This is a genomic window from Kaistella gelatinilytica (assembly GCF_015679325.1).
Taxonomy (GTDB): Bacteria; Bacteroidota; Bacteroidia; order Flavobacteriales; family Weeksellaceae; genus Kaistella; species Kaistella gelatinilytica.
The window spans coordinates 182,119-205,964 of sequence record NZ_JADPVI010000003.1 but is presented as its reverse complement, the minus strand read 5'-3'; the positions used below and the strand labels follow the sequence as shown (position 1 = coordinate 205,964).

23 protein-coding genes are annotated in these 23,846 nt (G+C 35.5%); 15 read left to right on the top strand and 8 right to left on the bottom strand.

From position 1 onward, the window contains the following. The first annotated feature begins 46 nt into the window (after positions 1 to 46). The gene (locus IV494_RS11800; protein WP_196080342.1) at positions 47 to 556 is read left to right on the top strand and encodes a DUF6973 domain-containing protein; all 510 of its coding nucleotides are present in this window, start codon (positions 47 to 49) and stop codon (positions 554 to 556) included. A gap of 33 nt (positions 557 to 589) precedes the next feature. On the opposite strand, the gene IV494_RS11795 is transcribed toward IV494_RS11800, so the two are convergent. Continuing rightward, a complete protein-coding gene (locus IV494_RS11795; RefSeq protein ID WP_196080341.1) occupies positions 590 to 1,831 on the bottom strand; it encodes a PQQ-dependent sugar dehydrogenase in 1,242 nt (413 codons plus the stop codon). A gap of 135 nt (positions 1,832 to 1,966) precedes the next feature. On the opposite strand from IV494_RS11795, the gene IV494_RS11790 reads away from it, so the two are divergent. The 6 genes from IV494_RS11790 (at position 1,967) to IV494_RS11765 (ending at position 7,628) form a co-directional block, all read left to right on the top strand. Further along, positions 1,967 to 2,335: a BlaI/MecI/CopY family transcriptional regulator gene (locus IV494_RS11790; protein ID WP_196080340.1), complete on the top strand. Its 369-nt coding sequence runs from the start codon at positions 1,967 to 1,969 to the stop codon at positions 2,333 to 2,335. Between the two features lie 3 nt (positions 2,336 to 2,338). Then, a complete protein-coding gene (locus tag IV494_RS11785; protein ID WP_196080339.1) occupies positions 2,339 to 3,715 on the top strand; it encodes a M56 family metallopeptidase in 1,377 nt (458 codons plus the stop codon). Positions 3,716 to 3,752: 37 nt separating this feature from the next. Beyond that, positions 3,753 to 4,565, top strand: a complete 813-nt coding sequence (locus tag IV494_RS11780; RefSeq protein WP_196080338.1) for a GLPGLI family protein — start codon at positions 3,753 to 3,755, stop codon at positions 4,563 to 4,565. Then, positions 4,562 to 4,975 carry a hypothetical protein gene (locus IV494_RS11775; protein ID WP_196080337.1) on the top strand — a complete coding sequence of 138 codons (414 nt, stop codon included), beginning with the start codon at positions 4,562 to 4,564 and terminating at the stop codon, positions 4,973 to 4,975. Before IV494_RS11780 ends, IV494_RS11775 begins: the two co-directional genes overlap by 4 nt. 122 nt (positions 4,976 to 5,097) lie before the next feature. Then, the gene (gene uvrB, locus IV494_RS11770) at positions 5,098 to 7,089 is read left to right on the top strand and encodes an excinuclease ABC subunit UvrB (RefSeq protein ID WP_196080336.1); all 1,992 of its coding nucleotides are present in this window, start codon (positions 5,098 to 5,100) and stop codon (positions 7,087 to 7,089) included. Between the two features lie 41 nt (positions 7,090 to 7,130). After that, positions 7,131 to 7,628, top strand: coding sequence for a heme-binding protein (locus IV494_RS11765; RefSeq protein WP_196080335.1), 498 nt, complete (start codon positions 7,131 to 7,133; stop codon positions 7,626 to 7,628). Positions 7,629 to 7,661: 33 nt separating this feature from the next. Here IV494_RS11765 and IV494_RS11760 read toward each other — a convergent pair whose 3' ends face one another. From IV494_RS11760 to IV494_RS11745, 4 genes are all read right to left on the bottom strand, one after another. After that, on the bottom strand, positions 7,662 to 7,925 hold the full coding sequence (locus tag IV494_RS11760) for a DUF3820 family protein (protein WP_196080334.1): 264 nt from the start codon (positions 7,923 to 7,925) through the stop codon (positions 7,662 to 7,664). Between the two features lie 16 nt (positions 7,926 to 7,941). After that, positions 7,942 to 9,024 carry an AI-2E family transporter gene (locus tag IV494_RS11755; protein ID WP_196080333.1) on the bottom strand — a complete coding sequence of 361 codons (1,083 nt, stop codon included), beginning with the start codon at positions 9,022 to 9,024 and terminating at the stop codon, positions 7,942 to 7,944. Positions 9,025 to 9,104: 80 nt separating this feature from the next. Continuing rightward, on the bottom strand, positions 9,105 to 9,839 hold the full coding sequence (locus IV494_RS11750; protein WP_196080332.1) for a beta-carotene 15,15'-monooxygenase: 735 nt from the start codon (positions 9,837 to 9,839) through the stop codon (positions 9,105 to 9,107). 68 nt (positions 9,840 to 9,907) lie between these two features. Then, a complete protein-coding gene (locus tag IV494_RS11745) occupies positions 9,908 to 10,630 on the bottom strand; it encodes a hypothetical protein (RefSeq protein WP_196080331.1) in 723 nt (240 codons plus the stop codon). Positions 10,631 to 10,707: 77 nt separating this feature from the next. On the opposite strand from IV494_RS11745, the gene IV494_RS11740 reads away from it, so the two are divergent. From IV494_RS11740 to IV494_RS11730, 3 genes are all read left to right on the top strand, one after another. Then, positions 10,708 to 11,685 (top strand): aminodeoxychorismate synthase component I, encoded by a 978-nt coding sequence (locus IV494_RS11740; protein ID WP_196080330.1) that lies wholly within the window; start codon positions 10,708 to 10,710, stop codon positions 11,683 to 11,685. Further along, positions 11,669 to 12,295 (top strand): aminotransferase class IV, encoded by a 627-nt coding sequence (locus IV494_RS11735; protein WP_196080329.1) that lies wholly within the window; start codon positions 11,669 to 11,671, stop codon positions 12,293 to 12,295. Before IV494_RS11740 ends, IV494_RS11735 begins: the two co-directional genes overlap by 17 nt. Before the next feature lie 82 nt (positions 12,296 to 12,377). Continuing rightward, entirely contained in the window at positions 12,378 to 14,924 is a 2,547-nt protein-coding gene (locus IV494_RS11730; RefSeq protein WP_230380124.1) for a DUF5686 family protein, read from the top strand. 1 nt (position 14,925) lies between these two features. Here the strand turns inward: IV494_RS11730 and menD are convergent, their stop codons facing one another. Beyond that, positions 14,926 to 16,590 (bottom strand): 2-succinyl-5-enolpyruvyl-6-hydroxy-3-cyclohexene-1-carboxylic-acid synthase, encoded by a 1,665-nt coding sequence (gene menD / locus IV494_RS11725; RefSeq protein WP_196080328.1) that lies wholly within the window; start codon positions 16,588 to 16,590, stop codon positions 14,926 to 14,928. An 87-nt stretch (positions 16,591 to 16,677) separates the two neighbouring features. Between menD and IV494_RS11720 the strand changes: the two genes are divergently transcribed. The 5 genes from IV494_RS11720 to IV494_RS11700 all read left to right on the top strand — a co-directional run bounded on the left by IV494_RS11720 (position 16,678) and on the right by IV494_RS11700 (position 22,508). Then, the gene (locus tag IV494_RS11720; RefSeq protein ID WP_196080327.1) at positions 16,678 to 17,628 is read left to right on the top strand and encodes an isopenicillin N synthase family dioxygenase; all 951 of its coding nucleotides are present in this window, start codon (positions 16,678 to 16,680) and stop codon (positions 17,626 to 17,628) included. Between the two features lie 346 nt (positions 17,629 to 17,974). Then, positions 17,975 to 18,118: a hypothetical protein gene (locus IV494_RS11715; protein ID WP_196080326.1), complete on the top strand. Its 144-nt coding sequence runs from the start codon at positions 17,975 to 17,977 to the stop codon at positions 18,116 to 18,118. A 159-nt stretch (positions 18,119 to 18,277) separates the two neighbouring features. After that, positions 18,278 to 20,401 carry an elongation factor G gene (locus IV494_RS11710; RefSeq protein WP_196080325.1) on the top strand — a complete coding sequence of 708 codons (2,124 nt, stop codon included), beginning with the start codon at positions 18,278 to 18,280 and terminating at the stop codon, positions 20,399 to 20,401. 214 nt (positions 20,402 to 20,615) lie between these two features. Next, entirely contained in the window at positions 20,616 to 20,996 is a 381-nt protein-coding gene (locus tag IV494_RS11705) for a hypothetical protein (RefSeq protein ID WP_196080324.1), read from the top strand. 258 nt (positions 20,997 to 21,254) lie between these two features. After that, a complete protein-coding gene (locus IV494_RS11700; protein WP_196080323.1) occupies positions 21,255 to 22,508 on the top strand; it encodes a pyridoxal-dependent decarboxylase in 1,254 nt (417 codons plus the stop codon). Here IV494_RS11700 and IV494_RS11695 read toward each other — a convergent pair. Beyond that, the gene (locus tag IV494_RS11695; RefSeq protein ID WP_196080322.1) at positions 22,505 to 23,122 is read right to left on the bottom strand and encodes a DUF502 domain-containing protein; all 618 of its coding nucleotides are present in this window, start codon (positions 23,120 to 23,122) and stop codon (positions 22,505 to 22,507) included. The two genes, IV494_RS11700 and IV494_RS11695, sit on opposite strands and share 4 nt — an antisense overlap. 73 nt (positions 23,123 to 23,195) lie before the next feature. Then, entirely contained in the window at positions 23,196 to 23,774 is a 579-nt protein-coding gene (miaE, locus tag IV494_RS11690; RefSeq protein ID WP_196080321.1) for a tRNA-(ms[2]io[6]A)-hydroxylase, read from the bottom strand. Positions 23,775 to 23,846 lie beyond the last annotated feature (72 nt).

Here is a 23,846-nt window from a genome sequence, read left to right as displayed (position 1 = left end):
AACTAACTGAAAAATCTCACCTCAATTGAGGTGGGATTTCTTTTTTATGAGGAATATTCAAATAATATTTAATGCTTTGCGATCCTTAAGTTTCGAGAAAATACTGAAACTTTTGCGGTTAATATTTTCGCATCCTTTATTTTCTTTAATGGGATTTTATGCGACGCTCAAAAGTTTTTCTTTGGCTCAAAAGCACTTTCCCAAATCCCATTCTAACAACGGAATTGGCAACGCTTTCCGTCATTCGCTTTGGACCTGTTTGATCACCATGTATTGCAGTAAAATTTCATCGCCACAAAAAGCGTTGGATTATGCAAAAAAAATGACCGATCTGCACGAGCAGCTTTTTCCTAATGAACCTTTGGAAACTAAGATGGATCTGCACAATAATCAGGTAGGGATGAATCTTTTTGAAGAACTCCTTCCCGGGATTCACCGGCAGTTTTTTGAGACGAGTTTCTTCGTGGAAAAGTTGAATCAGAAAACCAAAACCGCGAAAATTTTAGAAAAGGTAGATGATGATTTTGGCGATGAGCTCGTTTATTTAAAGGATTAATTTTTAATAATCGATTTCAAGTGTTCAAATTTCTTATTTTTTGGAAATTTTATAAAGTTTTCCCGTATCAGTAATTCCGTATAAATTCCCATCCTGTCCATTTAAAACATCGCGGAATCTTTCTTTTTGATCTTCCAAAAGCCATTCTTCACCAACCACTTTATTATTTTCAATCACCAAACGGATAATTTTCTCTCCGCTTAAACATCCTAAAAATAAATTGTTTTTCCATTCATCAATATTTCCCGTGTAGAAAGTAATTCCACTCATTGATATTGACGGATCCCAATAATAAACGGGTTGTTCTGTTCCTTCTTTTTGCTGAATTCCAGCGCCCACTTTTTTACCGCTATATTCGATTCCGTAGGTTACATCGCCCCATCCATAATTTTTTCCGGGATTGATGAGGTTAACTTCATCGCCACCTTTCGGACCCATTTCTGCTTCCCAGAGTTGTCCTTTTCCATCCATCGCCAAACCTTGTGGATTACGGTGACCGTAAGAATAAATTTCTGGTTTATATTTCGAATTCCCGATGAACGGATTTCCTGGCGCCGGTTTTCCGTCCTTTGTTATTTTTAAAACTTTACCTAAATAAGCCATTGTATTTTGTGCTAAAGGTCTCGTTTCCAAATCTGAACGCTCACCAGTACTTACAAAAAGATTTCCGTCTTTGTCAAAAACCAAGCGACTTCCATAATGCAGCTTACCATCATAACTTGGTGTTGCGTGAAATATGGTCGCTGGATCGTCAATTTTTTTCTCGTCATTTGAAAGTCTTCCTTTTCCAACCGCTGTATTATTTCCGTTGGCAACAGGTTCAGAAAAACTAAAATAAATCATTCTGTTATTTTTAAAATCGGGATCTAATGCGACATCTAATAAACCGCCTTGTCCTTTGTCATCCACTTTTGGGAAACCTTCTACTTTTGAGATTGTTTTGCCGTCTGCTGAAACAATATTCATATAACCTAATTTCGACGTAATCAAAAATCGACCATCCGGAAGATTTACAAATCCCCAGGGTTTTTCTAAATCTTTATTAATGATCTCAACTTTATACGCTGTTTTCGTTTTAACACCTTGAATTCGGGTTTGACCAGCAAATGCAGGTTTGTATTCAGGGGAATTTTTATCAGCCGTCTCTGGATTTGGAAGTTTTCCATTTTCAAGAATGGTATTATTTTGAGCTTCTGCTTTTGCAGAATTTCCGGTGCAGGAAACGATGCTTATTAAACTAATCAATAGAAAAGAAGTTTTGATTATATTTTTCATAGCAATATTCATTTTTCGCAATAGTATTAATATCAAAAAACATTCCTTCATGTCAAATAAAATTAAAATTAGAAAATTGTTTGTCATTTAAAATTTTAAGTCTACATTTGTAGAACAAACTTTTAATTTGTAGATATGAAAACAAAACTGACGGAAGCAGAAAAGGAAATAATGGAAATCCTGTGGGAGCATAAATTCTCTTTTATGAAGGATATTTTGGAGGTTTTTCCAGAACCAAAACCGGCTTCAACTACGGTTGCAACATTGTTGAAGAGAATGCAAAACAAAAATTTAGTAGGATATAAAACTTTCGGGAATTCCCGGCAGTATTTTCCCAAAGTGGAAAAAGAAGACTATTTCAATCACGAAATGACATCTATGATCGATCGTTTTTTCAACAGTTCTGTCTCACAGTTTGCTTCCTTTTTTACGGCAAATTCTAAGTTGAGTCAGAAGGAACTGAAAGAACTTCGGGATATTATTGATCACCAAATAAAAGACTAAAAAATGATACTATTAATTTTCAAAATCGTCATTTGCTCTGGTTTACTCCTTGGATTTTACTATTTATTTTTGGAGAAGCAGCGCACCTTTAAATTCAACAGGGTTTTCCTCTTATCGTCTTTGATTTTTGCATACTGTATTCCATTCATTAAACTGAACGTTCCTACCAATCAAACAAAAGCCGGAAATTTAATTTTTGGCAATCCGACACAGGAACTTAAAAAGCAAACAATCTTATCCGCCCAAACTTTAGATTTGACTCAAATCGTCATCTGGATTTATGTTTTAATAACACTTCTTTTTCTGCTCAAATTTTTATTTGGCCTGCTCAAACTTAATCTATTAAAAGGAAATAAAATAGAATATAAGGGACATCAAATATTTTTAGTAGACCAGGCGATTTCACCTTTCAGTTTTTTAGGTACTATTTATTTGAGTAAGAATCATATTAATGAAAATGGAGTTGATGAAAGAATATTCTTGCACGAAAAATTCCATGTTGACGAAAAACATAGTTTTGATATTTTGTTTGTTGAAATCCTTAAAATATTTTCCTGGTTTAACCCTTCTTTATTTTTCATTAAAAAAGCCATGATCACCAATCATGAATTTCAGGCAGATGAATATGTTCTGGAAAATGATTTCGATGTGAAAAATTATCAAAACCTGATCTTGAATGAGATTGCTTTTACCCAGAAATTTCAGTTTACGCACCAATTTAATTTTAACAACACCAAAAAAAGATTTATTATGATGACCACTAAAAATTCCAGATTTTCTTTAGCAAAGAAACTAAGCGTACTTCCGTTGATTGCGATTTTATTTTTATTATTCTCCAGAAAAGTGGAAGCGCAGAATTCTAAAGAAGAAATCTTAAAAGTAAAACAAGATGTTGCTATTCCATTAAATGTGGAGAATGTAACTGTAGAAGATAAGGGGATTTTAAAAGCTTTTAAAAATCCCGTCAAAGCGATCCAAATAAAATTAGATACCATCAAACCGAAATTTGTGGGCAAAAATGAAACTGATGGTCCACCGCCGCCACCACCAAGCAAAGTTGGACAAACCATTGCTGAATTTCCTGGAGGGATCAATGAGTTGAGACGCAGTTTAAACAGCAATTTTGACACTTCTGTTTTAACAGGCAATGAAGGATTACTAAAATCGTCGCTTAATTTAACGATCAATGCGGAAGGAAAAGTGATTAATATTGTTGCAAAAGGAGATAATGAGGTTTTTAATAAAGAAGCTGAACGCGCAATGAAAATTGCAAATGGAGATAAAGTCTGGATTCCCGCTACAGAAAAAGGAATTCCGAAAGAAACTGTTTTTTATATCCCAATGACCATGCAATTTGCAGCGCCGGAAATTAAAAAGTAATTTTCATTTTTAAGATATAACTTTAAATATTAAATATATGCTTCAGAAAGTTGCTGGTATCATAATGATTTTAATTTGTGGATTTGCATTTTCCCAAAACAAAAGTTTTGTCTATGAATTGAAGTTTAATGTCAATCCCCCAAAGGATAGCATTTCAAAAGAAACTTTTATTTTAGATGTTATTGATGGAAAGTCGATGTTTCGAACGTTACGGGAGAAAAAAGCTGATTCTATCGCGCATCTTACCAAACGTTTCAGTTTTACAACAACTTCCTTCAAAGATTTCCAAACCGTTTCAAAAGATTTAAAAGAAAAAGAAATTCCGAAGTTTATTAATAATTTCCAGAAACTCTTTTCTATTAAAATTGATGAAGAATTGAAATGGAAAATCGCGAATGAAACTGAAGTAAGCTCTTCTATAAAAATGCAAAAAGCTACAGTGAAATATGGTGGCAGAAATTGGACGGCTTGGTTCACCAATGAAATTCCTTTGCAAGAAGGACCTTATGTTTTCCATGGATTACCAGGATTAATTACGGAGATTGGTGATGATCAAAATGATTATGCTTTCACTTTAGTCCAAATTCGTAATTCTGATGGAAAACTTTATGAAAAAGAAAAGGCATTTCCGATTACTTGGAAACAATATGAAAAATTAGCCAAAGATTATTATTCCGATCCAACACGGGAAATCAATGGAAAAAATTCTGGTACACCGGCTATAAAATGGGTCGATGAGCATGGAAACGAGTTGACTCCAAATTTTAAAGAAATGAACGAAAAAGAGAAACTGGAAATTCGGGCGAATAATAATCCAATAGAATTAAATCATAAAGTAATTTACCAATGAATAAACTGATTTTCTTACTATTTTTCGCTGTTACTTCCTGTACAACTTTCAGTAGGTATTCTCCACATAACAAAATGGAAAGTTGTGTTGAAGGTTATTATTGTATTGTTAATGATAGTTTACATTTAAAATATGAAACTTTGGGTGGATTTTATTTCGCCAATAATTTAAAAGAATACAGAAAAATTAAGGTTAAAAATAAACCAAAATTTAAAAATATAATTTTTTACGGAAAATCTAACATTTTGGATACCGATTACTATTTGATTTTAAATAATGAAATTTATCCAAAGAACTTCTATTTTAAAGAAACAGTCATCAATAATAAAAAAATTACAATTGCTCTAAATTCTAATACAAATGGAACTTATAACAAAGATTTTATATTGAATTTTAGATTACCAAAATAATGAAGGGTAGATAAACTGTTAAAATCGCAGTAAATAGTGGTTCTTAATGAAAACGATTCTATCTATATTTATGTTTTTCTCTTTAACCGTATTTCGTATTTTTAATTGTATATTTTTGCACCATGCAATTTGAACTTCAATCAGAATATAAACCAACCGGTGATCAACCGCAAGCGATCGAAAAATTAACGGCAGGTTTGAACATTGGTGAAAAATATCAGACTTTACTCGGTGTCACAGGTTCCGGGAAGACTTTTACGGTGGCAAATGTGGTTCAGAATTCTCAGAAACCAACGATTGTCTTGGCGCATAATAAAACTTTGGCGGCGCAACTTTTCGTAGAATTCAAAGAATTTTTCCCTAATAATGCTGTAGAATATTTCGTTTCCTATTACGATTATTATCAACCGGAAGCTTTCATCGCTTCCACGAATACTTATATAGAAAAAGATTTATCCATTAATGAAGAAGTAGAGAAACTGCGTTTGTCAGCGACCGCGAGTTTACTTTCAGGAAGAAGAGATGTAATTATTGTCGCGTCAGTCTCCTGTATTTATGGGGTCGGAAATCCTGCAGAATTTCAGAAGTCTCTTATTTCCGTGGAAAAAAATCAGAAGATGACTCGGACCACTTTGCTTCATTCTTTAGTGAATGCTCTTTACGCGAGAACTTTGAATGAATTTACGCGTGGAACATTCCGCGTGAAAGGTGATGTTGTGGATGTTTTCCCGGCTTATGCTGATAATGCGATCCGTTTTCAATTTTTTGGAGATGAGATTGAAACCATTCAAAGTTTTAATCCACTTTCTGGAAGTGTAATGGATAATTTTGATGAAATTCAAATATATCCGGCAAACTTGTTTGTAACCTCCAAAGAAACCCAGGTCAGTGCAATTCGGGAGATCCAGGATGACATGGTAAAGCAGGTCGATTTTTTTACAGATATCGAAAAACCTTTTGAAGCAAAACGTTTACAGGAAAGAACAGAACTCGATCTGGAAATGATGAAGGAACTCGGTTATTGCAGCGGAATCGAAAATTATTCCAGATATTTTGATGGAAGATTGCCTGGTTCCCGACCTTTCTGTTTGCTGGATTATTTTCCGAAAGACTTTTTAATGGTGATTGATGAAAGTCACGTTACGATTCCTCAGGTTCATGCAATGTATGGAGGTGACCGAAGCCGAAAAGAAGTTTTGGTGGAACATGGTTTCCGACTTCCAGCTGCGATGGATAACCGACCGCTTAAATTTGAGGAATTTGAGGCCATTCAAAATCAAGTGATTTATGTTTCTGCAACACCGGCAGATTATGAACTTGAAAAAAGTGGAGGCGAATATATCGAACAGCTGATTCGTCCGACTGGATTATTGGATCCGATTATTGAAGTTCGTCCTTCTATCAACCAGATCGACGACTTAATTGAAGAAATTCATAAAAGGACAGAAGTTGATGAAAGGGTTTTGGTGACGACCTTGACTAAAAAAATGGCAGAAGAACTCACGAAATATTTCACAAAATTTGGGATCAGAACACGATATATTCACTCCGATGTTGAAACTTTAGACCGGATTCAGATCATGCAGGATCTGCGTCTTGGGATTTTTGATGTTCTCGTTGGTGTTAATTTATTGCGGGAAGGTCTCGATTTACCGGAAGTTTCTTTGGTAGCAATTTTAGATGCGGATAAAGAAGGAATGTTGCGTTCCAGACGATCAATGACTCAAACTGTTGGTCGGGCTGCAAGAAACCTGAATGGTAAAGCGATCATGTATGCCGATAAAATGACAAAATCAATGCAGGCAACGATTGATGAAACGATTTATCGCCGACAAAAACAAATAGAGTATAACGAGAAGCATGGTCAGGTTCCGACGGCTTTAAATAAGAAAATATCAGAAGTTTTAGTGGGAAGAAGCAAAGATTTCCCGGACGAGAAATATACCCAAAAAGAAATTTTGAAGCAGGTTGCTGAACAGAAAAGCACCTACGCCACGGAAGATATTGTAAAGCTGATCGCCGAAAAACAAAAATCAATGGAATCTGCGGCAAAAAATTTAGATTTCATTAAAGCTGCAAAATTGCGGGATGAAATAGCTGTTCTTAAAGCATAAGGCAACTTTCATTATCATTAAATTTATAAAAAATCACCTTTATGGTTCGTATTAAAAAAATAGAAGGATTCGTATTATTTTTAATTTTCACTTCTTTCTTATCCGCTCAGACGGTTTCAAAATCTTTTGATCTAACACAGGAAGGAGCCATGCAATTGGCAAAACAAGCTAATTTGGAAGCACAGAAATTAAATAAAAATGTTTCGATAGCCGTCTTAAATTCTTCTGGAGTGACGTTGTTATTACTGAAAGGTGATAATGTCGGTCCACATAATACAGAAGCTTCGCGCAGAAAAGCATACACTTCACTATCTACAAAAACGCCAAGTTATATTTTAATGCAAAATGCTGAGAAAAGCACAGACGCAAAAAATTTAAATACATTACCGGAACTTCTTTTGTTGGGAGGAGGAACACCCCTTTTTAAAGATGGAGTTCTTGTTGGTGGCATCGGTGTTTCGGGTGGTGGCGGCGGAGAAAAGGACCACAATATTGCAGTAAAAGCTGCTGAAAATTCAGGATTTAAAATTACGCCTTAATCACGCACTCAATTCGATTTTTTCAGAGAATACTTAAAACCTATAAATTTTATTTTTTGGTTTTTCTTGTTGAACTTTCCCGCGAATTGGAGTTAAAAGATCCATTAAACCATTCATTTTTATTTCATAAATCGTAGAAAGCTGCATTCCCAGTTTACCGGGCGGCATTCCCTGTCGCTGAAACCATTCAAGATAATTGATGGGCAGATCAGCTAAAACAGTTCCTTTGTGTTTTCCGAAAGGCATTTCAACTTTACAGATCTCCTGTAGTATTTCGGGATTTAAACCTTCTGTCATGTTTTTCTTCTTTAGTTTAAATGGATAGATCTATTTTTACTTCAATTTCTTTGGGTTCGGGTAGAATAAGTTCATTTTCGTCATCAGAAAATTCATCTCGGTAAACCTGTATGAGCAACGCAGTAATAGAAATAAGGATCGGTCCGAATATTAAACCCATGAACCCAAAAATATTTAATCCTAAAATAATTCCGAAAACGGTGTTCAAAGGATGAATATCTTCTAATTTTTTTAATAAGGTAAAGCGCATCAAATTATCGGTAAGACCTACCACAACTAAACAAAAAGCTGCTAAACCTAAACCGGCACCAACATTTCCTTCTGCAATCATAAAAATACAAACTGGAATGTAAACAATTCCGGCGCCTACGATAGGAATCATGGACGCAATTGCAGTTAATGCAAATAGCAGCATGATACTCGGCGCGCCAAAAATAAAGTATCCTACTAATGCTACAACTCCCTGTCCTATCGCAACTACTGGAATCCCAATCGCATTTGCAATGACCATTTTGCGAATTTTTTCCCCTAACAAATTGACGTTTGATCTTTTTAAAGGTGCTGAACTTTTAAGAAGTCTTTCGAAGAGGCGAGGTTTTTCCAGCATAAAATAAAGAATAAAATACATGGAAGCTACGACGGTTAAAGTATTAAAGGTGGAGCTTACAGCGGTGGTGGAAAACTTCCCGGCGCTCGTTTTTAATTTGTCGATATTTTCTTTACTTAAAATATCGATTTTCACTTTTTGGTAAACGAAATCGTGAATTTTATCTACGAAAACATTAAACTTTGCCATGTAAGCATTGGCATTTCCTAATTTTTCTACTAGCAGATCAGCAATAAAATAAATAGGTAAGATCAAGACGATCAGGGTTCCCACTATAATTACTAAAGAAGCGACCCAAGGTTTCCACTTTCTAACTTCCTGCAAATACAGATTGTATTTTCTAGTAATAATATACAGCGTAATTGCTCCTAAAATGGAGGGAACAAACATGGATAGATTAAAGAAAATTAATCCTCCAAGCACGATGATGACGAGCAAAAGTAAAATCTGCTTTATTTTAACTTCACTGATCTGATTTTTTAAAATGGACATAATCTAGGTTTTAAAAAAAACAACAGAAAAATCTGTTGTTTTCAAAAGTACAATAAAATTGCTTTATTTTTTATATAATTTTAATCTGGAGTGTGAAGAGGTCTCGGTCTGCCACAATATGCACAATAAGTGGAATAAGAAACGATAATAAAAAAAGGCATTGTTGCAATGATCCCGATTCCGCACAAAAATATTCCCGCAATACTGATCAGCAATCCCAGAAAGGAAGCGCCTAGAAATACGCCGTAATTTTCTTTGGCGATATTAAAAGATTTACTTAATGCATCTGAGAAACTGGCATTTTCAAATAAAAGTATAGGATAACCTAATAAGAAGAAGGGCAAAACAAAAAATCCTGGAATCACACACATCGCAAATGAAATTCCCAAAATAATATTAAATAACACCGTGTAAATTAAAATGTTAACAAAGTTCTGTCTGTATCCAATAAACAAATCGGAGACATCCAGGTGCTGCTTAAAATTATATTTATTCGCCATGTAGATGATCCCTACAAAAAGAGGCGTTATCAAAATTCCTAACAAACCTGACAATCCGGAATAAATTCCAAGGTTGGGAATCGCCCAGAAATCAATTCCTGAAAAATTACCGCGGGAAGATCGCATTTCCTCTGAGAGCGCCATCGAATCAAAACCGGTAAGAGCTCGTATAAAAATGGAGGCGACAATATAAATGACCATTGCCAAAAGAGCGTAGAGAAAAACGCCTTTATACATTTCGAAAGCGTGGGAAATAATATCTCCCGAGGATTTCTGAGGTCCCATCGGTTGCTCAAATTCTTGAAAATTGTCCATAGTTCTAGTTTTTAAAGTTTCTCAAATTTAAAATTTAAATCTGAAATTACTGTAAACTAGAAGTTAATTTAGCCTAATTCTTTATAAATATGTTGATAAAGAGCATAAATCATGGCATTCCAAAAAGGAAATGTAAGAAGGAAACCGACGCCGAAAAGTAAAAATCCACTTAGGCTGAATAATAATGCGATCACCATTCCGATCAGTATCATTCCAAAATTTTTGCGCAAACCTTTTACGGTCAACATAATTCCTTCAAAGGTCTTAACATCCATAAAAAACATGAGCGGAATTGAAAATAAGGTAATGAAAACCCAAACTAATCCCAGAACTAAAAGAGCGTTCGCGTACGTGAAAATAATGATCCAGAAAAGGTAAAATCCAAAGAATTTGAAGAAGTCGAAACCCAGATAACCTGCAAAAAGATCTTTCATTGCAACGGGTTCTTTCAGATCGATCTTTCTAAATATTTTGTAAAGTCCTACATTCAAAGGATTGATGAGCGCCAGAAGAAAAAAGAAAGCCAAACCAAAATTCCTCGCTTGCGGCAACCTGGCAATTTGCTCCATTTTTTTGTTAAAGGCAGGAATGTCGGTTTTTACCAGATCACTGTATTTTGCAAATTCGTCCCAAAGTCCAAAATATCTAAAGAGATAAAAATAACCCAGAAAAAACATAGAAAAATAAAGCAAGCTGTACAACAGCTGATAAATTAAAGTTTTATTCCAATACCAAAATGCGGTTTTCAGAATCTGTTCAATGCCCGATTTTCTTGGATCGTTGTTTTCCATGGCGCAAAAATAATCTTTTAAGTTTAAAAGCCCTTCTTTTTCTATTTTAGTTAGCGCTTTTCCTTATTTTTGTGCTCATGTTTCCGCCTTACCACCAAAATTTTGATCTCATGGATGATCTTTCGCAGCAGAAAGTTCCCTTCTTTTTTATGGTCGATTTTTTAATGGAAAATGTTGAAGTTTTTCAGGAAAATGAAATTAATAAAAATAGTTTACTAATTGATTTTCAAAACTTTAAAAATATAAAAGAGGTCGAAGCAGGAAATCAGGAGATCGACTTAAAAGTATTTTCAGAAAGTGAAGAAAACTATCGGAAGGGATTTGATTTCGTGAAGGAAAATTTAAGATTGGGAAATTCGTATCTTACCAATTATACCATTAAGAGCGAAATCGAAATTAATCTGACTCTAAAAGAAATTTTCTACCGATCGAGAGCAAAATATAAAGTTTTGTACAAAGATCACTTTGTTTTCTTCTCACCGGAAACTTTTGTAGAAATCATCGGTGATCAAATTTTTACACATCCGATGAAAGGTACAATTGATGCCTCCATAGAAAATGCGGCAGAAATTCTGAAAAATGATGTGAAAGAAAAAGCCGAACATTATACGGTCGTCGATTTGCTGAGAAATGATTTGAGCATGGTTGCAAATGACGTTCAACTGGATGAATTTCAGAGAATTGACTTTCTTAAGACGCAACAAAAGAATCTCTATGCAATGAGTTCGAAAATTTCAGGGAAACTGAAACCTGAATTTCAAAATAAAATAGGAAGTCTCATGAAAACTTTACTTCCGGCAGGATCAATTCTCGGTGCGCCAAAACCGAAAACTTTGGAAATAATTTTGGAAGCTGAAAATTATGAAAGAGGTTTCTACACAGGTGTTTGCGGTTGGTTCGATGGGGAGAATCTGGATTCCTGTGTCATGATAAGATTTATAGAAAAAGAAAACGGAAAATTATTTTTCAAAAGTGGTGGTGGAATCACGCATTTGAGTAAATTTGCCGACGAATACAAAGAAATGAAAAACAAAATTTATGTCCCAATTCATTGAAAGCATTAAGATAGAAGACCAGAAAATATTTCTTCTGGACCTTCATCAAAGCAGGGTCAACAAGACTTTCGAGCATTTTGGAAAAGAGGGCTCTATCAATATAGATGAGATTTATAAAAATCTGCAGCATGACGAAGACGGTCTCTATAAACTAAGAATTATTTATGATCTGGATAAAAAATTCCGCACACAGATGATTCCTTATGCCATCTCTGAGATCGATAATTTTAAGCTGGTTGAGAATAACAGCTACGACTATTCCTTCAAATTCGAAGACCGAAAAGAGCTGGAAAAAATGAAGATCTTGTCGAAAGCTGACGAAATTATTATTGTAAAAAACAATCATATTACCTGTACTTCTTTTTCTAATCTTTTATTCAAAAAAGGAAAAGATTGGTTTACGCCGACAACTTATCTGTTAAACGGTGTGCAGCGCCAACATTTGCTTAAACATAAGAAAATTAAAGAAGCGGAGATCACACCACAAAATCTAAAAGAATATTCTCATTTTCAGATCATTAACTCAATGAATGATTTTGATGATATGTTCATTTATCCAATTTCTAAAATTAAAAACTTACCTGAAGATTCAGAATATTTAAAAGTTTAAATTAGATATTATTCTCGATAATCACTTGATCTGTTTTTCCCTGTTGAAATCCCCGGATCTTGTAATTACTCACAAGCCTGTAATGAAAAAAAATACATTCTCCTTTCCGATCATACGCCATTTGAAAATTCTATTTTTTCTGTTATTTGGAACCCTGATATTTTCTCAAAATAAAATTTCGGGAATGATTATCGATGCCAAAACGCAGAAACCTTTGAATGGTGTGGAGATTTTTATTAATAACCATCAGAAATCTGAAGTGATCGCGAAAGACAATCATTTTTTAATTCAATTTGATTCGGGAATTACGACAGCCAGTTTTTTCAAAAGAAATTATAAAACCGAAGTTCTCAATTTTAGCGATCTCAATTTTCAAAATTTAGTGGTTAAAATGCAATCTGAAAGAACGGAGCATATTCAGGAAGTTATGCTTACGGGAAAGTCTAAGAAGAAGTATAAAAACAGAAAGGAAAATCCGGCGTATGCGATCATGCAGGAAGTCTGGAAAAGAAAACGAACAAATGGTCTTGCTAACTACGACGATTACCAGTACAAAGAATACGAGAAAATTGAGATCGGTCTGAATAACATCGACAGTACTTTCAAGCAAAGAAAAATCTTCAATAAGCTGGAATTCGTATTTGATTATGCTGATTCTGCTAATTTTGATAAAAAACTCAGTCTGCCTGTTTTCTTTAATGAAACGATCTTCAAAACCTATGGCAGAAACAAACCCGACAAACAGGAAAATAAAATCATTGTTGCCAATAAATTTTCGGGTTTTAACAATAATGAGCGAATGGCTGCTTCCGCAAAAAATCAGTTCAAAGACGTAAATCTTTACGACAATACTTTAAACTTTTTCAATATTGGTTTTCCAAGTCCTGTGGGAACAGATGGTTTCGCGAGTTATGATTATGAACTCACCGATTCGCTTTCGGTAAATGGGACCGATTGCTTTAAGATCAAATATTTTCCGCGAAGAAAAGAATTGATCGCTTTTCAGGGAGACCTTTTTATCTCGAGAGATACTTATAATATTGTAAGAGCTACGCTGAAATCTCCAAATAAACTCAACGTTAATTTTGTGAACGGAATTTATATGGAAATCGAATATGATTCTCCAAACGAGACTGTTTTTCTTCCGAAAAAAACCTATACAGAACTCGAAATGTCCATTTTCACAAAGAAAAAAGATTCGAAAAGTATTCTTTTTAAAAGGACAGATCAGTACAGCGACTACCTTTTTAACCAGAATTTCGCAGAAAATTTATTGAAAGACAAACGCCAGACATTAAGTGATGAAGATCTAACCAAATCCGACGAATACTGGGAAAAGAACAGAGATCAACCGCTGCAGGAATCTGAAAAAAATGTGTACAAAATGGTTGAAGAACTTCACAAAGTACCCAAATTTGAAAGGATCATTAATCTGGTAGAAATTGTGCAGTCGGGCTATTTTAATGCCTGGAACGCCATCGATTTTGGAAGTATTTATTCGGCTTATGGCTATAATGAAGTGGAAGGTGACCGCGTAAGAGTTGGAGCAAGAACTTATTTTTCTCCGAACGACATGTGGCGAATTGCAGGTTACACCGCTTACGGGTTCAAAGACCGAAAATTTAAATATGGTTTGGAAGGAAAGTACATGTTCAATCGGGACAACCGTGCTACTCTGGGTTTTGGAAGCAAGAATGATGTGATGCAGCTCGGTGCAAGTTTGATGTATGATGAGGGAATTATGACGCCATCGTATGGTTCTTCGGGTATTTTAACTTCGGGGACCAATGCATCTTTGAGTTTTGTAAAGCAAAATAACCTTTTCTTTTCTTTGGAGCCGGTAAGGAATTTTGTCCTGCGAATGGATGCTTCTTTACAGAATATAAGTACCGCTAATCCAGAGAAATTTAATCTCGATTTTTATAAGAATGGTGCATTGAAATCGGGACTGACTGATTTTCATACCACCTTCAGTTTTGTGTTGCAACCTGGCGCAAAATATGTGCAGTATGGTGTTGACAGAACAACGCTTAGAACGCTTGCACCTACTTTTATCCTGAAATATACGCACGGTTTTGCGAATGTTTTAGATGGTGATTTTGATTATAATAAGTTGCAGTTTCTCTATGCGCAGAAGATTCTGTTAGGTAATTTGGGGAAAACAAATGTGAATTTCGAGGCGGGGAAAAATTTCGATGCAGTACCTCTCGCGATTCAAAATATCATTCCGGGAAACCAATCGTACTTCTTATCTTTTAATACTTTTTCTTTATTAAAGTATTATGAATTCGTGGCAGACACTTATTCTACGGTAAATGTTGAGCATCATTTTAATGGGAAACTGATTTCTTATCTTCCTTTGATCAAAAAACTAAAACTTCGCGAACTCATTTTTTTCCGGGGTGCGTACGGAACTTTAAGCGATGCCTCAAAAAATATAAATTTTGATAACAAACGGTATTCAGCTCCCGATCAGCATGTTTATTACGAATATGGTTTCGGACTGGAAAATATTGGGTTGGGTAATTTCAAAATTCTACGCGTCGATTTCAACTGGCGTGGAAATTATCTGGACCGACCGGAAGTTAAACGATTCGCCGTAAAGTTTGGTATTCAGGTCGTTTTCTAGATTACTTTATAAATTCAAAATAGCCTTTCAAAACATCTGCGTTTTCGATCGCTGAAGTGTCGATCTCCAAGATTTTTGCCTTTGCATCTGGTTTAAAGAAATTATCCAGAACTCTGGAAAGCGTGTCTTCATCCTCAACTTTCGTATAAGCAAAGCCAAAATGTTTCGCAAGATGTTCAGCGTTTTTATGGTGTTTCGTCAGGATAAATTCATCTAAAGCATTCGTAGAGCTTGGTCCCGGAATAATTTTGAAAATATCGCCGCCGCCGTTATTAAATACAATAATTCTGGTGTAAGGCGGAATATAATTATTCCATAAACCATTGATGTCATAAAAAAAACTCAGATCTCCCGTTACCAGAACGGTTTGCTTTACGTCTTTCATCGCAAATCCCATCGCAGTAGAAGTTGAGCCATCAATTCCGCTCGTTCCACGGTTACAGTAAATATTATTTTTTTGGAAATCAAAAAGTTGCGCATACCTGATCGCAGATGAATTGCTAAAATGCAGATTGATGTTTTCAGGCAATTTATAAGAAAGCATTTCGAAAAATTTGAAATCTGAAAAATTCGTTCCCAAGCAATATTCTTCATGTTTCAGATCCCGTTTATCCCGCAAAACATCCCATAAATTATAATAAGGACTTGGCTCTAAGGAAACGAAATTCAATAGTTTAGAGAAGAACTTTTCGGGCGCAGTTTTAATTTTTTCGGTAAGGCTAAAAAAAGTGTCAGGATACCAAAATTCATCAACATGCCAGTGTTTTTTGGGTTTTGCCTTGCGCAAAAATTGTTTCACTTTTTTTGAAACTACATTTTGTCCTATCGTGATCAATAGATCTGGTGCGTAGGTTTTGAAATCTTCCTCACTAAAATTAAAAATATAACGATCGATGTGCGCGAAAAATTTATCGTGTCTCAAATTTGAATTTGCTTCTTTTAAAACAACAACGCTATGATTTTTGACAAGCTGTGACAGTTGCATTTCCAGTTCTTCACTATAATCACGTGTCCCGACTAAGATCATGATCCGTTTAGAAGTGTTCCATTCTGCAGCGAGATTAGGAGAAAATTCCTCCGACTTTTTCTGAATGGTTTTCTCGACAGGCGGGAAATTTGGAATTTCCGAAACCAATTGGTACAAAGGTTCTTCGAGCGGAATATTGATATGAACCGGACCTTGTTTTTCGAAGCAAATTTCGATTGCCTTTTTTATCAGCGCAAAATTTTCGTCCTCTGCGTTGTCTTCGTGATCTTCCAAGAGTTGAAAATCACCGTAAGAATGTTGTTGATAAAGATCTTTCTGACGAATGGTTTGTCCATCGAAAATATCCACAAAATCAACAGGTCGGTCTGCAGTTAAAATCAAAAGTGGCGTATTCGAATAAAAAGCTTCCGTAATTGCAGGATAATAATTCGCAGATGCAGAACCGCTTGTACAGGTTATTGCGACAGGTTTCTGTATGCTTTTTGCCATTCCCATCGCCACAAATGCAGCGCTTCTTTCATCCACAATACTGTAGCAATTTAGTTCATCCATTTCCGAAAAGTGAATCGCCAATGGCGCATTTCTGGATCCCGGAGAGATGACAATATCGTAAATTCCGTACTCTTTTAAAAGGTGTGCTAAAATTTGAATGCTTCGTTTTGAAGAGAATTGTTTCATGTAATTGATTGATTTGCAAATTTAATCATAATATAAATTTTAAACTAAAAAATCTTAGTTTTGCACTTCAATTTTAAATCTAACAAAATGAATCAGATCCCAAGTGTGGATTTGCGTGATTTCCTTTCGGGTGACCCGGAACGCAAACAAAAATTTGTAAATGAAATCGGAAAAGCATACGAAGAAATCGGCTTCGTCGCGCTAAAAGGACATTTTCTAGATGACCAATTGGTTGCTGAACTTTATGAAGAAGTGAAGCAGTTTTTTGATCTAAGTGTAGAAACGAAACAGAAATACGAGATCCCCGGAATTGGTGGACAACGTGGCTACGTAGGTTTTGGTAAAGAAACTGCAAAAGGTTTCAAAAAAGGAGACTTGAAAGAATTCTGGCATTTCGGTCAGTATTTGGAAGAAGGCTCCAAATATTCGGAGGTTTATCCCGATAATGTTGAAGTAGCAGAAAATCCAAAATTCAACGCTGTTGGAAAAGAAGCTTTTAAAATGCTGGAGAAAACCGGGATTTATGTTCTCCGGGCTTTGGCGCTTCATCTTGGATTAGATGAATTTTATTTCGACAAATTCGTGGGCGAAGGAAATTCTATTTTGAGACCCATTCATTATCCGCCAATTACTTCTGAACCTGACAATGCAGTTCGTGCGGCGGCACATGGCGACATTAATTTGATCACGCTTTTAATGGGCGCTCAAGGAAAAGGTTTGCAGGTGATGAATCACGATGGCGAATGGATCGATGCCATCGCACAACCAGACGAATTGATGATCAATGTTGGCGATATGTTATCCAGATTAACGAATAACAAACTGAAATCTACGATTCATCAGGTGGTAAATCCGCCGCGTGAAATGTGGGGAACTTCAAGGTATTCGATTCCGTTTTTTATGCATCCGGTGGGAGAAATGCCATTGAATGCTTTAGAAAATTGTGTTGATGAAAACAATCCGAAACTGTATGAAGATACGACGGCAGGAGAATTTTTGTATGAAAGACTGGTTGAACTCGGTTTGATCAAAAAATAAAATACGCTTTTGAGTAGGTGAGGAACGGGCAATTTGTCCGTTCTTTTTTTTGTTTAAAATTTAAAAAGAAAATGCTCTTCAAGATGGGTTTTTTCTTTAGGAGCAACAGGATTTTCGCTTCTTAGAAGACTCCTCCCGCTTTCCACTCTATCTCTTCATCGTCGTTCCTCCTCAAAAAAGGATGCCGTTTCAATCGGGGCTACATAAGAAGGTTATTTCTTCTCCTCATAGTTTTTTAATTTTGAAATGATTCGATGAAGATTTTCTCAAATTTACCCCAAATATGAGGTTGCAAACCCCATAAATGAGGTCTTTAACCCCATGAATGACGTTCCGAACCTCAAAAATGACGTTCCGAAACCCCAAACTTGAGGTTGTGAACGTCATCGATGCCTCAAACAACGTCATCGATGGACCTTTTAACCCCATTTTGCTGCTTTCTGATTTGATATCCTTAAAGAAAGCAACTGATAGTATTTCTTCCCAATGATTTCGGCACATTGAAAATTAAAATGTTAAAAATCATCTTTTGAAATACTTATTTATTTTCGTCTCCATTTAAATCTTTCGTAACTTTAAACTTCTAAAAATCAAATGACTGTCATTTCCTTTTTAGCATTTCCATAAAAATAATTAAAAACTAAATATTATGAGTGCTAATACCAAAGATTTACGAAATGTAGTTTTATTAGGTCATTCCGACAGCGGAAAAACTACATTGATTGAGACCATGCTTTACGAAGGCGGGGCGATCAAGCGCCGTGGAAGCGTTCAAGGACAAAACACGGTGAGTGACAATACCGATCTGGAACATGAGAAAGGCAAAACGATTTTTTCCCACCAAATGTTCGTCAACTGGCGAAATAACAAACTCAATATTATAGATACTCCCGGATTCGATGATTTTGTGGGCGAAGTCATTTCTTCTTTGAAAGTTGCCGACACTGCGATCATCGTTTTAAATGCAGCAAATGGAGTAGAAGTAGGAACAGAAATCGTGTGGGAATATGTTGAAGAATATGAAACTCCGGCGATTTTTGTCATCAATCAAATGGATCATCCAAAAGCTGATTTTGAGAAAACTTTAGAACAGGCCAAAGAAAGATTTGGTTCAAAAGTAGTTCCTGTTCAATATCCTTTTAATTCGGGTGCAAATTTCAATGCGATTATCGATGCTTTGAGAATGGTGATGTATGAATTTCCTCCTAATGGTGGGAAACCTGAAAAGAAAGCAATACCTGAAAGTGAAATGGCAAAAGCCAATGAAATGCACAGTGCATTAGTAGAGATCGCAGCCGAAAATGAAGAAGGTTTGATGGAGAAATATTTTGCAGAAGGCAATCTTTCTGAAGAAGAATTGGCAAAAGGAATTACCATTGCTTTAGCGAAACAGCAATTTTTTCCAGTATTTGTAACAAGTGGTTTAAAAGATATGGGAAGCGGAAGATTGATGGGATTCATCGATGATATCGCACCTTCGCCCGCCGAAAGACCTGCACGAAAACTGGAAAATGGCGGTGAAATTTCTTACGATCCAAATGATAAAACAACCATTTTTATTTATAAAACAAGCTCTGAACCGCAAGTCGGAATGGTCTCTTATTTCAAAGTTCTCAGTGGAAAACTGAAACCAGGAGACGAACTCATCAATGCCAATAATGGCGAAACCGAAAGAATTTCTCAAATATTCATCGCAGAGGGAAAAGAAAGAATTCCGGTGACCGAATTGGTTGCGGGAGATTTAGGCGTTACCGTTAAATTAAAATATGGGCACTCCAATAATACTTTGAATGCAAAAGGTTTGGACCGAAAAGTTCGTCCTATGAAATTCCCCGAAAGCAGAATTCGAAAAGCAATTTCCACCGATTCCAGTTCTGAGATGGAAAAATTGGTGACTGCGCTGCATAAAATTGAAAAAGAAGATCCAACTTTAAAAGTAGAACAATCTGCGGAATTGAGACAAACGATTCTTCATGGCCAAGGTCAGCTTCATTTGGATCTGGTGAAACAAAGATTGCTGAAAGAATTTAATGTCAATATGAATTTCGATAATCCGCGAATTTCTTACCGGGAAACGATTACCGGAAAAGCCGACGCAGATTACCGCCACAAAAAACAGTCGGGCGGTTCCGGACAGTTTGGGGAAATTCACCTACGCGTAGAAAATTTCTACGAAGGAATGGAAGATCCAATTGGCGTCAATATTCGCCAAAAGGATATCGAAGATTTACCTTGGGGCGGAAAACTGGCTTTCTATTGGTGCATCGTCGGTGGAGCAATTGATAACCGGTATATTGGCGCCATCAAAAAAGGAATTATGCAGCAAATGAAAGAAGGTCCTTTGACCGGATCGCACTGTCAAAATATTCGCGTTACGGTTTACGATGGAAAAATGCACAGCGTAGATTCCAATGATATATCTTTCCAATTAGCAGCTTCCGGCGCATTTAAAGAAGCTTTTCATGATGCAAAACCCCAACTTTTAGAACCGATTTATTCTGTGGAGATTTTATGTCCGGATGAAGATACAGGAGACGTCATGGGAGATTTGCAAACGCGACGTGCTATTATAACAGGAATGGATTCTGAAGGTCATTATCAAAAAATTATGGCCGAAGTTCCACTCGGAGAATTGCATGATTACGGCTCGACTTTGCGTTCCATCACAGGAGGAAGAGCTAAATTCAGAATGAAGTTTTCGGAATATCAATTGGTTCCGGGAAATGTTCAGCAGGAATTGGTGAAAAATTATTCTCAGTTGGAAGAAGTTTAGAAAGAGCCAGGGAAAAAGTGAAAAGAGCCAAGTATAATTCTGAACGGTGAATTATGAATGGTCAATTTTTGAATACTTAAAGCAAAAATCTCGACGAAAGTTGAGGTTTTTTTATGTTTAGTTATAGTTGGTTAGAGATGCTTTAACTTAGACGCTAAATAAAATAGACTCTAATCGAAAATGCTTTTTGTAAATAAATAGAAATTAAAAAATCATGAAATATATATTAATCAATTTTATCTTCATATTGGTACTGTTTAATTGCTACAGTTGCGAGAAAAAACATTCTGAAATGCATTATATTTCTTTAAATACTACAACGGTTGTAGCTTTGAGTTGTAATGATCTGGCGAATTCAAGCCAAATAAAGAATCTTATTTTATCTGAAGATAATAATGAGAGATTGGCAAAAATTTTCAGCAAATTAAAACCAGCAGAATCCGACTGGACTGTTGACGCAAGAATATCTGGTTTTATTTATAATAATTCTACAAAGTTAAATTTTTGCATGAGTTCAACAATTATTGAAATTAACGGTAAAAAATACTTTGTTAATGATGAACTGAGGTCATATATGATTTTAATTACAAAGTAAAGCACTTCGATAAAAAGGACTTTCTTTATACAGATTTCATATTGATTTACTAATTAAATTAAAAGCAAAAACCTCGACGAAAGTTGAGGTTTTTTGATTTTGAAAATATTATTTTAGGAATTAAAATTCTTCAAAGTGGATGGTAAAAATCACAATATTTCTGATTCCATCAAAGGTTTCTAATCTTATAAAAAATTGTAATTTTGTGGAACTTTCCATCAATAAATGATGGATTATTTTTAACTAAAAAGATATAAAATGCATTGGCCAAAACTTACTCCAGAAACGATAAGGCAAAACGTATTTGATGCATTAAACAAAAATCTAAACTATTCTACGGAGTCTATTCTTGGACTTCCCGGAACTTTTCTGGATCAGGAACAGTTTCATAGCGCTCCTTTTTTAAAAGACGCACCTTTTCTGTCGGTTTTAGTTAATAATCCAAATCACATCGGATGTCATACTTACAGCAGTGGTGAAAAATATTTCAGCGGAACTCAGCAATTAGAAATTGATGTGATAAGAATTTGTGCCGAAGAGATTTTCGGCGCAAAAAAATCCGAATATGATGGCTATGTTGCAACGGGCGGAACTGAAGCCAACATTGAGGCACAATGGATCTACCGGAATTATTTTATGAAGAATAATAACGCGAAAGCTTCAGAAATAGCCGTGATATTTTCTGAAGATGCGCATTATTCAGTTTTTAAAGGCGCCAATTTATTAGGAATAAATCCGATTACCGTAAAAGTAAATTTTGAGGACAGAAAAATTTTGGTGGAAGATCTTGAAAATAAGCTTAAAGAAGCCTTTGACAAGGGAATTAGATATTTGATTGTTCACCTTTCTATGGGAACAACGATGTTTGGAAGTGTAGATGATTCAAAATCTTTTTTAGACGTGGTCAGAAAATATTTCAAGAATTATTTTGTTCATGTCGATGCTGCTTTTGGGGGATTTATTTATCCATTTTCATCAAATGAAAAAGATTTGACTTTTGAAAATCCCGAAATTAGCTCCGTCACAATTGATGCACACAAAATGCTGCAGTCTCCGTATGGAACAGGGATTTTTTTGTGCAGAAAAGATTTAATAGAATACGCACAAACAGAAGAAGCTTCCTACGTTTATGGGTCAGATTTTACGCTTTGTGGAAGTAGATCTGGCGCAAATGCTGTTTCTGTGTGGATGATTCTGATGACTTATGGATCTGAAGGCTGGAAAAATGTGATCAACAAATTTGTAAATATTACCAATCATCTTTGTGATAAGCTTGATGAAATGGGCATAAAATATCATCGAAATCCTTACATGAATATTGTAACAATGGTTTCGGGACAATTTTCAGAATCGCTTGCGAAAAAATATCATTTGGTTGCAGATAACTATCAAAACCCGCAATGGTGGAAAATCGTCACAATGGCGCATGTTACGCAAGACATGATTGATGATTTTCTGATTGACTTAAAAGCCGAAAGAGAATCTAAAATTTTAGATACGGAAATGTCTTAAGAATTTTTAATGATTGTTTCCTCCGAATGAAATCCTGCAACACCGCCGCTTACTGCAAATTTCATTGCCTGTGCAGCGGTCACATTTTCTAAAATGGTAATATTAGTAGCTAAAACGAAAACGACCCAACCTGAAACCGCGTAGGAATGTGGTAAATAAACAGAAACATGATCCGGAAAACCAACGGAAGAAAGATCTTTCTGTGTAAGAAATCCGATGCGCCAAATTGCGGGATTTTCCGTGGTTCTAATGAGTACAGGCTGATTGAATTTCTTTTTATCGCCAACAAAAGACGTCATGACATCTTTTAAAGAAGTATAGATGAACTTAATGCCCGGAGTATGCTCCAACAAATAATCGAAACTGTCGACGACAACTCTTCCTATAATAAATTTGTTTCCCAGATAACCAATTAACGTCGTTGAAAAAATGACAATGAAAAAGGTAATTCCCGGATACATTCTCTCAGAAATGGTCGGAACAATATTATCGATACTCGAAACGATGTACCAAATAATCCAGATGGTTATTGCAAATGGCCCAATAATCAACAAGCCTTGGAAAAATGATTTCGCCAAGGTGTTCAGTATTCGGTCATGTTGCTTTTTATTCATCTGTTGAAATCACGGGATCGTTTAAATTGGGTTTGGTAAAAATAGGAAAATTCCAAAAGAAATAAGACAAAAATTATCCGTGAATGGATTCTTTTTTTCCGTAAGATTTTATGATCTCTGCTTCGTACTCGAGCCACTCTTCCCAACGCTGATTTACCTTTTCCGGATCGCCCAATTGTCTTGCAAATTTGATGAAGGTGGCGTAATGACCAGCCTCGGAAATCATAAGATCTTTATAAAAAATTTTCAGTTCCTCGTCTTTGATGTTTTCAGTCAAGACCTTGAAGCGTTCACAACTTCGGGCTTCGATCATTGCTGCAAAAAGCATTCGGTCGATGATGTAGTTTTCACGGGTACCCTGAACGATGAATTTAAAAAGTTGTCCTACATAATCGTCTTTTCGTTCTCTGCCGAAAGTATAACCGCGTTTTTTGATGATCTCGTGAACCATTTGAAAATGCTCTAATTCTTCTTTCGCTATAAATAAAAGTTCGGTGATAATTTCCGGATGTTCGGGAATCATCGTGATAATAGTGATCGCATTCGTTGTAGCTTTCTGTTCGCACCATGCATGGTCCGTAAGGATTTCCTCTAAATTTCCTTCTGCAATATTCGCCCATCTAGGATCCGTTAAAAGTCTGAGTTTAAACATAGTTTTCTATTTTTCCGCAGTAAATTTAAGGATTATAAACGTTGTGGTAAAAGTTAAATGAAGATTCAGGAA